General features: G+C 54.7%; 13 protein-coding genes and 4 tRNA genes. 3 read left to right on the forward strand and 14 right to left on the reverse strand.

What is annotated here, in order from left to right:
• Positions 1 to 185: 185 nt before the first annotated feature.
• Positions 186 to 725, forward strand: coding sequence for a GNAT family N-acetyltransferase (locus tag C2E15_RS16600; protein WP_104958348.1), 540 nt, complete (start codon positions 186 to 188; stop codon positions 723 to 725).
• Between the two features lie 126 nt (positions 726 to 851).
• Here the strand turns inward: C2E15_RS16600 and rplS are convergent, their stop codons facing one another.
• The 5 genes from rplS to ffh form a co-directional block, all read right to left on the reverse strand.
• Entirely contained in the window at positions 852 to 1199 is a 348-nt protein-coding gene (gene rplS / locus C2E15_RS16605) for a 50S ribosomal protein L19 (protein ID WP_104958349.1), read from the reverse strand.
• A gap of 42 nt (positions 1200 to 1241) precedes the next feature.
• Positions 1242 to 2006, reverse strand: coding sequence for a tRNA (guanosine(37)-N1)-methyltransferase TrmD (gene trmD / locus C2E15_RS16610; protein ID WP_174705319.1), 765 nt, complete (start codon positions 2004 to 2006; stop codon positions 1242 to 1244).
• 35 nt (positions 2007 to 2041) lie between these two features.
• Entirely contained in the window at positions 2042 to 2590 is a 549-nt protein-coding gene (rimM, locus tag C2E15_RS16615) for a ribosome maturation factor RimM (RefSeq protein WP_104958350.1), read from the reverse strand.
• An 18-nt stretch (positions 2591 to 2608) separates the two neighbouring features.
• A complete protein-coding gene (rpsP, locus tag C2E15_RS16620; RefSeq protein WP_038624540.1) occupies positions 2609 to 2857 on the reverse strand; it encodes a 30S ribosomal protein S16 in 249 nt (82 codons plus the stop codon).
• Positions 2858 to 3001: 144 nt separating this feature from the next.
• A complete protein-coding gene (ffh, locus tag C2E15_RS16625) occupies positions 3002 to 4363 on the reverse strand; it encodes a signal recognition particle protein (RefSeq protein WP_104958351.1) in 1362 nt (453 codons plus the stop codon).
• Between the two features lie 166 nt (positions 4364 to 4529).
• On the opposite strand from ffh, the gene C2E15_RS16630 reads away from it, so the two are divergent.
• Positions 4530 to 5318 (forward strand): cytochrome C assembly family protein, encoded by a 789-nt coding sequence (locus C2E15_RS16630; RefSeq protein ID WP_104958352.1) that lies wholly within the window; start codon positions 4530 to 4532, stop codon positions 5316 to 5318.
• Between the two features lie 23 nt (positions 5319 to 5341).
• Positions 5342 to 6628 carry an HlyC/CorC family transporter gene (locus C2E15_RS16635; protein ID WP_104958353.1) on the forward strand — a complete coding sequence of 429 codons (1287 nt, stop codon included), beginning with the start codon at positions 5342 to 5344 and terminating at the stop codon, positions 6626 to 6628.
• 52 nt (positions 6629 to 6680) lie between these two features.
• Here the strand turns inward: C2E15_RS16635 and luxS are convergent, their stop codons facing one another.
• From luxS to csrA, 9 genes are all read right to left on the reverse strand, one after another.
• A complete protein-coding gene (gene luxS, locus C2E15_RS16640; protein ID WP_104958354.1) occupies positions 6681 to 7199 on the reverse strand; it encodes an S-ribosylhomocysteine lyase in 519 nt (172 codons plus the stop codon).
• Positions 7200 to 7346: 147 nt separating this feature from the next.
• Positions 7347 to 8951, reverse strand: a complete 1605-nt coding sequence (gene gshA, locus C2E15_RS16650; protein ID WP_104958356.1) for a glutamate--cysteine ligase — start codon at positions 8949 to 8951, stop codon at positions 7347 to 7349.
• A 31-nt stretch (positions 8952 to 8982) separates the two neighbouring features.
• The gene (locus C2E15_RS16655) at positions 8983 to 9408 is read right to left on the reverse strand and encodes a YqaA family protein (protein WP_104958357.1); all 426 of its coding nucleotides are present in this window, start codon (positions 9406 to 9408) and stop codon (positions 8983 to 8985) included.
• A complete protein-coding gene (yqaB, locus tag C2E15_RS16660) occupies positions 9405 to 9971 on the reverse strand; it encodes a fructose-1-phosphate/6-phosphogluconate phosphatase (protein WP_104958358.1) in 567 nt (188 codons plus the stop codon). Before yqaB ends, C2E15_RS16655 begins: the two co-directional genes overlap by 4 nt.
• A gap of 277 nt (positions 9972 to 10248) precedes the next feature.
• Positions 10249 to 10325: transfer RNA gene (locus tag C2E15_RS16665), tRNA-Arg, on the reverse strand.
• 72 nt (positions 10326 to 10397) lie between these two features.
• A tRNA-Arg gene (locus C2E15_RS16670) sits at positions 10398 to 10474 on the reverse strand.
• 90 nt (positions 10475 to 10564) lie between these two features.
• Positions 10565 to 10641: transfer RNA gene (locus C2E15_RS16675), tRNA-Arg, on the reverse strand.
• Between the two features lie 11 nt (positions 10642 to 10652).
• Positions 10653 to 10745: transfer RNA gene (locus C2E15_RS16680), tRNA-Ser, on the reverse strand.
• Positions 10746 to 11034: 289 nt separating this feature from the next.
• Positions 11035 to 11214 (reverse strand): carbon storage regulator CsrA, encoded by a 180-nt coding sequence (csrA, locus tag C2E15_RS16685; RefSeq protein ID WP_038624529.1) that lies wholly within the window; start codon positions 11212 to 11214, stop codon positions 11035 to 11037.
• Between the last annotated feature and the right edge of the window lie 180 nt (positions 11215 to 11394).

The following is an 11394-nucleotide window of genomic DNA, read 5'->3' on the forward strand; positions in this document are numbered from 1 at the left end:
GGCGATAAAATCAAAATACCTTAATGTACATTTTACTTTACATTAAACTTTTATCGCAGCATGCAAAAAACAGGTTTAATTGCAGCCAGCATGGTCAAAGTAAGCAACAATAGCTGCTACAACAAAACCTTATCGCGAGCTGAGCGCGATCAATGGTGGCGTATAACGCCCGGTATGGAGATGTCATGGAAATTTATCTACGTCCGATGCAGGCTTCCGATGCGGCTGATTACGCTGAAGCAGTGAATGAATCGCTGGCTGAACTGCAGCCCTGGATGGTGTGGGCGCATAAGGATTACCAGCCACAGGAGGCGGCCGAATGGTTCGTCTGGCTCGATCGGCAGCGGGAGGAAGGCGAAGCCAATGAAATGGGGATTTTCGCCGCTGAGGATCATCGCTTTCTGGGCGCAGCGGGCCTGCGCTATGCGCAAAATCCGGCGGAGCTGAGCGCCATTGGCTATTGGGTGCGTAAGCGGGAACAACGCAAAGGGGTCGCGCGCCAGGCAGTGCTGCAGCTGGCGCGCGAGGGGTTTCGCCAGCCCGGCGTAGAGACTATTGAGATCCTTGCTGCGGAAAACAACCATGCCAGCCGTGCCGTCGCGCTGAGCTGCGGCGCGCATTTTATCGATCTGCGCTATGGCCTGATCGTGCTGAAGAAAGGTCCGGTGATGGCAGCGATTTATCATCTGCGCCGTGAGGATTTTCTTGCCGATTCAGGTCGATAGCGGCGAAGGCGGCTACGCGCCTTTCCCCCTTCCTCTTCCGGTCAGGCGTGCAAGACAAAAAAAAGGGGCTGGCAGATGCCAACCCCTTTATTGCTATTAACTTTAAGATGTCGCTTGCGCGAATACTTAGCCAAGACGCTCTTTGATACGAGCTGCTTTACCAGTACGCTCACGCAGGTAGTACAGTTTCGCTTTACGCACGGCACCACGACGTTTCACAGTGATGCTGTCAACGACCGGAGAGTGAGTCTGGAATACACGCTCAACGCCTTCGCCGTTGGAAATTTTGCGAACAGTGAATGCAGAGTGCAGACCGCGGTTACGAATAGCGATAACCACGCCCTCGAATGCCTGCAGACGCTTTTTAGAACCTTCAACGACCCATACTTTCACTTCCACGGAGTCACCCGGACGGAAAGAAGGTACGTCCTGCTTCATCTGCTCTTGTTCAAGTTGCTTGATAATGTTGCTCATAATTAAATCTCTTATCCTGGGTAAACTGATCGTACCGGAAGATTAACCTTCCGCATCATCGTTTTGTTGCGCATTGAATTCACGCTGGAATTCGCTGAGCAACTTTGCTTGCTCTTCAGTCAGAGCCAGGTTTTCCAGAAGTTCAGGTCTTCTAAGCCAGGTACGGCCAAGCGACTGTTTCAGACGCCAGCGGCGAATTTCAGCATGGTTGCCCGACAGCAATACTGACGGAACCTCCAGCCCCTCTAACACCTCAGGTCGGGTATAGTGCGGACAATCCAGCAAGCCTTCCGAAAACGAATCTTCGTCGGCCGACGCCTGCTTGCCCAGCACGCCAGGTATAAACCGGGCCACTGAATCAATCAAGGTCATTGCTGGCAGTTCGCCACCGCTGAGAACGTAATCGCCGATCGACCATTCTTCATCGATTTCGGTCTGAATTACGCGCTCATCGATCCCTTCATAACGCCCGCAAACCAGAATTAACTTCTGCTGCGTCGCCAGTTCGCAAACCCCGTTTTGATCGAGTTTACGCCCCTGAGGTGACAGATAAATCACCTTAGCGCCCTCTCCCGCCGCCGCTTTCGCTGCGTGGATGGCGTCCCGCAAGGGTTGCACCATCATCAGCATTCCCGGACCGCCGCCGTAAGGACGATCGTCCACGGTGCGATGCCGGTCATGAGTGAAGTCACGAGGACTCCAGCTCTGAACGCTGAGCAGGCCATTTTTTACTGCCCGGCCAGTTACCCCGTAATCGGTAATTGCGCGAAACATCTCTGGAAACAGGCTGATAACACCAATCCACATAGCGCGCGCCGTTGTATTACCGTTTTGTTCGGAGGTCAAAAACCAGGATCCCAATCTACTTCAATGGTGCCGGTAGTGAGATCGACTTTCTTGATAACCTGTTCATCAAGAAACGGAATTAACCGTTCTTTCACACCGAACGCATCTTTCAGGTTTGCCTTAACGACCAGTACGTCGTTTGAGCCGGTTTCCATCAAATCAATGACTTTGCCCATCTCATAGCCGTCGACGGTAACTACCTTGCAACCCATCAGGTCTTTCCAGTAGTAATCACCCTCTTCCAGCGCTGGCAACTGCGTGGCGTCGACCAAAATTTCACAGTTGGTCAACTGCGCCGCCGCATCACGATCGTCAATGCCTTTGACTTTGATGATCATGTCCTGATTGTGGTGCTTCCAGCTTTCCAGCTCAATCTGCTGCCATTTGCCGGCGCGCTGAATGAACCAGGGCTGGTAGTCAAAAATGCTGTCGGCGTCTTCGGTGGATGAAAACACTTTGAGCCAACCCCGAATGCCGTAGGCGGCTCCCATTTTACCCAGGGTCACTGGATTGACGGGAGGCTGTGTGGCGAGTTGTTTGCTCATGCTAACCACCGTGACAGATTAAGCTGCTTTTTTAGCTTCTTTGATCAGCGCGTTAACGCGATCTGACAGCGTTGCACCCTGGCCAACCCAGTGTTCAATGCGGTCCAGGTCCAGACGCAGAGTTTCAGCCTGACCAGAAGCGATCGGGTTGAAGAAGCCTACGCGCTCAATGAAACGACCATTGCGTGCGTTGCGGCTGTCAGTAACGACAACCTGATAGAACGGACGCTTTTTCGCGCCGTGACGTGCCAAACGAATTGTTACCATAACATCCTCTTCAGTTAATAAAACAACCGGGCCCCATCGAGGAACGGGGCCCGGGTGTCGTATAAAAAGCCCGAAAATTTTACTCATTTTGGCGCAAAAAGCAATCGAAACTGAGCAACCCTTCAGACTTTTCAATGCAACGGCTTAACGCCCCGGGAAGCCCGGCGGCATCATGCCCTTCATTCCACGCAGCATTTTCGCCATGCCGCCCTTTTTCATCTTCTTCATCATGCGCTGCATATCGTCGAACTGCTTCAGCATGCGGTTCACATCCTGCACCTGCATTCCGGAGCCTGCGGCGATACGGCGCTTGCGTGAGCCTTTGATTATCTCAGGTTTTTCACGCTCTTTGCGCGTCATGGAGTTGATCATCGCCTCCATGCGCACCAGCACTTTATCGTCCATCTGCGACTTGACGTTATCCGGCAGCTGGCCCATGCCCGGCAGTTTGCCCATCAGATTGGCCATACCGCCCATGTTGCGCATCTGCTTCAGCTGCTCCAGGAAGTCGTTCAGATCGAAGCCGTCGCCTTTTTTCAGCTTGTTCGCCAGCTTCTCAGCCTGCTCGCGGTCAACCTTGCTTTCGATATCTTCGATCAGCGACAGCACGTCGCCCATGCCGAGGATGCGCGATGCGAGGCGATCGGGATAGAACGGCTCCAGCGCCTCGGTTTTCTCGCCGACGCCCATAAATTTGATTGGCTTGCCGGTGATATGACGAATAGAGAGCGCCGCGCCGCCGCGGGCGTCGCCGTCCACTTTCGTCAGGATCACGCCGGTTAACGGCAGCGCTTCATTGAACGCCTTCGCGGTGTTCGCCGCATCCTGGCCGGTCATGGCGTCGACGACAAACAGGGTTTCCACCGGGTTAATCGCGGCGTGAACCTGTTTAATCTCATCCATCATCGCTTCATCGACGTGCAAACGGCCGGCGGTATCCACCAGCAGCACATCGTAGAATTTCAACTTCGCTTCTTTCAGCGCGTTGTTAACGATGTCGACCGGTTTCTGGCTCAGGTCAGAGGGACAGAAGTCCACGCCCACCTGCTGTGCCAGCGTCTCCAGCTGCTTGATCGCCGCCGGGCGATAAACGTCCGCAGAAACCACCAGCACTTTTTTCTTGTGCTTTTCGCGCAGGAACTTGCCGAGCTTGCCGACGCTGGTAGTTTTACCCGCGCCCTGCAGGCCGGCCATCAGCACCACCGCCGGCGGCTGCGCTGCCAGGTTGAGCGCATGGTTTTCCGAGCCCATCGCCTCAACCAGCTCGTTGCGCACGATTTTGACGAATTCCTGGCCCGGGGTCAGGCTTTTGTTGACTTCATGCCCTACCGCGCGCTCTTTGACGCGGTTGATAAACTCACGCACCACCGGCAGCGCAACGTCCGCCTCCAGCAGTGCCATGCGTACTTCACGCAGAGTTTCTTTAATGTTCTCTTCTGTCAGCCTTCCGCGGCCGCTGATATTGCGCAGGGTTTGCGACAATCGATCGGTTAAATTATCAAACATTGTCTCTCGCTCACGATAAAACAGAGCCGCCTGGGCGACACAATGCGGCGGATTATAACACGAAGCATTGCCGATCTCTGCAATCGGCAGTGAGAACGTTTGGAGCAAACTCAGGCTGGCGCTATACTGCTTTTTTCTTCATCTTCCCGATACTTGACCACATTCTATGTCTGCTTTTGCGATTCTGGCGCTCTTTGCCTACTCATTTAGCCTCGCGCTCATCGTTCCCAGCCTGCTGCGGAATAGCGGCGCATGGCGACGCATGGCCGTGCTATCCGCGACGCTGGCGCTGGCCGCGCACGCGGTAGCGCTGCAGCAACGTATCTTTGTTAATGGCGGTCAGAACCTTAGCCTGCTTAACATTGGTTCGCTGGTCAGCCTGCTGATTTGCATCATCATGACCATCGTCGCCTCGCGCAATCGCGGCTGGGTGCTGCTGCCGATTGTCTACAGCTTCGCGCTGATCAACCTCGCCTTCGCCACCTTTGTGCCCAATGCGTTTATCACGCATCTGGAGGCGACGCCCGGTATGATGATCCATATCGGTCTGGCGCTGTTCGCCTACGCCACGCTGATTATCGCCGCGCTCTACGCGCTGCAGCTGGCGTGGATCGATTATCAGCTGAAGAACAAGCGGCTGGCGTTTAGCAACGATATGCCGCCGCTGATGACCATCGAGCGCAAAATGTTTCATATCACGCAGGTTGGCGTCGTTCTGCTGACGCTGGTGCTATGCACTGGCCTGTTTTACATGAAAAATCTCTTCTCGCCCGAGAACGTCGATAAAGCGGTGCTGTCGATACTGGCCTGGTTTGTTTATGTCGTTCTGCTCTGGGGACACTATCATGAAGGCTGGCGCGGTCGCCGCGTCGTCTGGTTTAACTGCGGCGGCGCGTTGCTGTTAACCATGTCCTACTTCGGCAGCCGTGTTTTGCAGCACCTGCTTACCCACTGACTGGCAATTACAAGGATTCCGCGTTGGAACATGTTTCAACCACCACACTGATTATTACGCTGGTTGTGATGATCCTGGTCTCGGCTTACTTTTCCGGCTCCGAGACCGGCATGATGACCCTTAACCGCTATCGCCTGCGCCATAAGGCGCGCAACGGCAACCGCGCCGCGCGCCGCGTCGAAAAGCTGCTGCGTCGCCCCGATCGTCTGATAAGCCTGGTGCTGATCGGCAATAACCTGGTCAACATTCTCGCCTCCGCGCTGGCCACTATCGTCGGCATGCGCATATATGGTGATGCGGGCGTCGCTATCGCCACCGGCATACTGACCTTCGCGGTGCTGATTTTCGCCGAGGTGTTACCAAAAACCGTGGCAGCGCTCTATCCGGAGAAAGTCGCCTACCCCAGCAGCCTGCTGCTCGGCCCGTTGCAGATCGTCATGATGCCGCTGGTGTGGCTGCTGAACACCATCACCCGCCTGCTGATGCGGATGGTCGGCATCAAGTCTGACGGGGCGATCAGCGGTGCGCTGAGCAAAGATGAGCTGCGCACCATTGTCTACGAATCGCGCTCGCTGATGTCGCGTCGCCATCAGGATATGCTGCTGTCGGTGCTGGATTTAGAAAAGGTCAACGTCGATGACATCATGGTGCCGCGCAACGAGATTGTCGGCATCAATATCAACGATGACTGGAAGTCTATCGAACGTCAGGTGTCCCATTCGCCTCACGGCCGCATCGTGCTGTTCCGCGACTCGCTGGACGACGCGGTGGCGATGCTGCGCGTGCGTGAAGCCTGGCGCATGATGACCGAGAAGAAAGAGTTCACGAAAGAGAACCTGTTGCGCGCCGCCGATGAAATCTATTTTGTGCCGGAAGGCACGCCGCTGAATGTGCAGCTGGTGAAGTTCCAGCGCAACAAGAAGAAAGTGGGTCTGGTGGTAGATGAGTATGGCGATATCAAAGGCCTGGTCACCATCGAAGATATTCTGGAAGAGATTGTCGGCGACTTTACCACCTCGATGTCCCCTTCTCTGGCGGAAGAGGTGATGCCGCAGAGCGACGGTTCAGTGCTGATTGAAGGCAGCGCCAACGTGCGCGAAATCAACAAGGCCTTTAACTGGCACCTTCCGCAGGAAGAGGCGCGTACCATCAACGGCATGCTGCTGGAGGAACTGGAAGAGATCCCGCAGGCCGGCACCCGCATTCAGGTAGCGAACTACGACGTCGATATTCTCGACGTGCAGGACAACATGGTGAAGCAGGTGCGGATCACGCCGCAGCAGCCGCTGAAAACCAGCGTCAATTCCTGACGCCTCCCAATAAAAAAGGCCGCATTCGCGGCCTTTTTTTTCAACGTCACGCTCAGTGAATTTCCAGCGCTTTCAGCTTGTCTTTCGGCAGCGCCAGTTCGTCGTTATGGTTAACGCGCACATCATGCTCGATGATATGACGCGCGATATCTTTCGCCTCATCCAGCGAGTGCATCTGGTAGGTGCCGCACTGATATTCATTCAGCTCCGGGATCTGATTTTGCTCCTGCACTTTCAGCACGTCGTTCATCGCCGCTTTCCAGGCGTCAGCTACGCGCTGCTCCGCCGGCGTGCCGATCAGGCTCATGTAGAAGCCGGTGCGGCAGCCCATCGGAGAGATATCGATAATTTCTACGCCGTCGCCGTTCAGGTGATTACGCATAAAGCCTGCGAACAGGTGTTCCAGCGTATGGATACCGCGCTCAGGCATCACTTCTTTATTCGGCACGCAGAAGCGCAGATCGAAGACGGTGATGGTATCGCCATGGGGCGTATTCATGGTTTTCGCTACGCGTACCGCCGGTGCGGCCATACGCGTATGGTCAACGGTAAAACTGTCCAGCAATGGCATATTGTTACCTCAGCTAAAAATTTTTTGTGAACGATGAAACTTTTCTGTTCGCCGTGCGTCTGAATATATGAAAGACGCGCATTTGTTATCATCATCCCTGACAACAGAGATGTTAATTTGGCCACAGTGATGTGGCCTTTTTCTTTTCTAGCCTTTCTTCCCTGCCAGAAACGCCTCAAAGCTGAGCGTATCCGCCGCTTCCAGCGCCTGTTGCGCCGTATGCGAGCGTGACGCTTCCTGAGTGAAATCTTCCGGCGTTAACACCTCTAACGGCTCGTCCGTTAGCATCTGACGATACTGTTCGGACAACGCCAGCCCGGTACCGCTGATGCCGTTATCCAGCATCGCCTGCAGAATGCGTGCGGAATAGGTTAGCGCAGGATCGTCGAAACAGGCGACCAGACGATCGCAGACCTGCTGATATTCCGTGCCCTCAGACTGACGATCCAGCACTTCCGCTACGCGGCTGAGATCGGCGAACAGCGCCTTACCCACGTCCGTCAGCGGCTGTTGCGCATCTTCGCAGCCCATGGCGATGGTCTGGTCCGGCTTACGGCCTTCCAGAATAACGCGGTTCCAGTTTTTACGCGCGCACTGCAGTTCGGCGCTGCTCATCTCAGGCGCATCCGCCAGGGTACACCAAATCAGGAACAGGTCGAGGAAGCGCACCTGCGTCTCATCAACGCCTACCGGTGAGAACGGATTGATATCGAGCGAACGCACTTCGATATACTCAATGCCGCCACGCGCCAGCGCGTCGGAAGGCGCTTCGCCAGAGCGGGTGACGCGTTTAGGTCGAATCGGCGCGTACAGCTCGTTTTCGATCTGTAGCACGTTGGTATTCAGCTGCAGCCAGCGTCCTTCCTCATCCTTCACCCCCATACGCGCATACTCTTCAGACGGCGTTTTAATGGCGTTTTTCAGCGCGTCGACATAACCGTCGAGCGTATTGAAGGTGATGCCCAGGCTGCTTTGCGATTTATTGGTATAGCCCAGATCGCTTAAGCGCAGCGAAGTCGCATAGGGTAGCCAGAGCATGCCGCGCTCGTTGCGTTCAAACGGCAGGCTGCTCTCTTTGCCCTGCAGGAAGGTCGAACAGACCGCCGGCGAGGCGCCAAACAGATAAGGGATCACCCAGCCGAAGCGATAGTAATTGCGGATCAGGCGCAGGTAGCCGGCAGAGATCGCTTCTTTGCCGCTTTCCTCATCCTTCACGCCAGCCCAGGCCTGCCAAAAAGAGAGCGGCAGCGAGAAGTTATAATGCACGCCGGAAATGGTCTGCATCAGCGCGCCGTAGCGGTTTTTCAACCCTTCGCGATAGAGCGTCTTCATGCGGCCGATATTCGAACTGCCGTACTGCGCCAGCTGAATATCATCGCTGTTTTCAATCACGCAGGGCATGCTGAAGGGCCACATACGCTCTTCGCCCAGCTCGCGCGCCACGTGACGATGAATATCGCGCAGAAAAGCGAGCAGATGATCGATATCCCGATCGACGGGGGTGATAAATTCCAGCAGCGATTCGGCGAAGTCAGTGGTGATCCATTTATGGGTCAGCGCTGCGCCGAGATGAGATGGATGGCCGGTAGTAGCCAGCTTGCCGTCGGGCCTGACGCGCAGTGTTTCACGCTCAATGCCGCGACCAATACCTTTCAGGGCGTCAGGGTGAGCTTCCAGCCAGGAAAGCGCCTGTGATACGTCCGGGATCAAAGTGACCTCCCGCTCAGAGAATAATTTATTTTTGTTCAGCATAATGTTAACCGTAGCCCCGATTCCATGTGAATCAATGCCACCACGCCATGCCCTGTAAAGTTGCAGTCGCGACCACCACGTAACGCAGGGTTTTCCCGATAGCCAGAAACAGCACTACCGGCAGCCAAGAGAAACGCAACCAACCGGCCAGAACGCACAGCAGATCGCCAATCAGCGGTAGCCAGCTGAACAGCAATGCTGCAGGACCCAACCGACGCAACCACGCCATTGCTGTGTCATGCCATCGCCCCTGCTTTTGCGGCAGCAGGCGACCAATCACCACGTTTGTTAACCCGCCGAGCGTATTCCCCACGGCTGCAACAAAAACCAACCCTAATGCCGGGAGCTTCCCGGCCAGTAACAGCGTAACCAACACGAGTTCAGAGCTGCCCGGAAGCAGCGTAGCGCTCAAAAAGCTGCTGCTGAATAACGCGCCGAAGCTCAGCAGGTCACTCACAACAGACGGACATCCACCGCGTCCATGCCGGCGGCGCGCGCGGCCTGAAGGCCGAAATCGGCATCTTCAAACACTACGCACTTTTGCGGCGGTACGCCCAGTAGCGCGGCGCACTGCAGAAATGTATCGGGTTCAGGCTTGTGACGCTGCACATCGTCCGCGCCGACGAGCGCGTCAAAATAGTGGCGCAGCTGCAGATGCTGCAAAAGCGCCTCGGCCATGGCGTGTTCGCTGCCGGTGCCGATCGCCATCGGTTTGCGACCGTGATACGCCTTAACCACCTCAATCAGCGGCAACGGACGCACGCTGTCGAACAGCATGGTATTAACCGCTGCGGTTTTCTCCGCCGCCAGCCGGTGAGGGTCGAGATCGGCCTGATGGCCGGCAATGATAAACTGCGCCACGCGCCAGGTCGGCGAGCCGTTAAGCCCAATCATCGCCTGCTCGTCAAACGTCATACCGTAGCGCGCCAGCACGTGCGCCCACGCCTGACGATGCGTCTGCTCGGTATCCAGGAGAGTCCCGTCCATATCGAAAATCAGTCCGTCATAACGATCGTACATATCCTCTCCCGGCAATGAATAAACGCACCTTTACTTTAACGTAAAGCAGGCAGATTGTCGCCGGTAGCAATGAACAGCAAATGCTTTGAATCCATTGAAGAATTCAGGAATCAGAAAAAGGTCAGGGAGTTAGCGACGCGCGAAGAAAGAGAATAGGCGATGAGAACAGGGGCAATCAGACAGCATAAAGCGGGTAACACAGGGAAACAACAGAATCAGAGGGGGTAACAGGATAACGCTGGAGGCAACCGGGAAGAGATAACACAAGAGAAGAAGATGGTGCATCCGGGAGGATTCGAACCTCCGACCGCTCGGTTCGTAGCCGAGTACTCTATCCAGCTGAGCTACGGATGCATCGGAAAAACTGAGGGAACTGCAACTGCCTGAAGATATACCGGGGAAGAAAGTCACTTTCTTCTGAGAATATGGTGCATCCGGGAGGATTCGAACCTCCGACCGCTCGGTTCGTAGCCGAGTACTCTATCCAGCTGAGCTACGGATGCATAACACATTCTTGTATAACGCAGGGTGCTGACAACTCACCGTGACACAGGCTGCTAACGCTGTATCGATTTACTTCACAATTGCTGAGATGGTGCATCCGGGAGGATTCGAACCTCCGACCGCTCGGTTCGTAGCCGAGTACTCTATCCAGCTGAGCTACGGATGCATCTCAAAAAATGGCGGTGAGGGAGGGATTCGAACCCTCGATGCAGCTTTTGACCGCATACTCCCTTAGCAGGGGAGCGCCTTCAGCCTCTCGGCCACCTCACCTTACGCGTTCTTACGAACTGTGCTGCTGAACTTTGTTTCCGCTCATCGGCACTGCGTGGCGCACATATTACTTTCCCGGACTTATAAGTCAAACAATTTTTCCCAACAAATTTTCATTTGCACAAAAGCCACGCAATTTGCATGTTTTGCCGACAAAAAGAGTGATTAATCAACAGCGAAACCGGGAGGAGTTCACAAACTGGCATAAAACGTGGAAGAAAAGATTGGGCGGGGAAATGCATTGCGCCTCACTATAAAGGAGCGAGGCGCGCGATTCGGTATAGCTTTTTTACTGAGGTTGGCTCTTTTCAGCCTGAATGCGCTGATAGATCTCTTCACGGTGTACTGAAACCTCTTTCGGCGCGTTCACGCCGATACGTACCTGGTTACCTTTGACGCCCAGTACCGTTACCGTCACCTCATCGCCAATCATGAGGGTTTCACCAACTCGACGAGTTAGAATAAGCATTCTTTGCTCCTTGAAAGATTAAAAGAGTCGGGCCTGTCGGGTCCCCGGCATTATCCATCATATAGCGCTAAACGTAGATGATGACAAATACATCAAAGCATCTTGTCACGCCAATACATTCTGCTGATAGTTAGTTTAGCCGAAATCATTACCCGCAACCTGACTTTGTTATTACAGAGT

This window comes from Mixta gaviniae, assembly GCF_002953195.1.
In the GTDB taxonomy this organism is placed as follows: Bacteria; Pseudomonadota; Gammaproteobacteria; order Enterobacterales; family Enterobacteriaceae; genus Mixta; species Mixta gaviniae.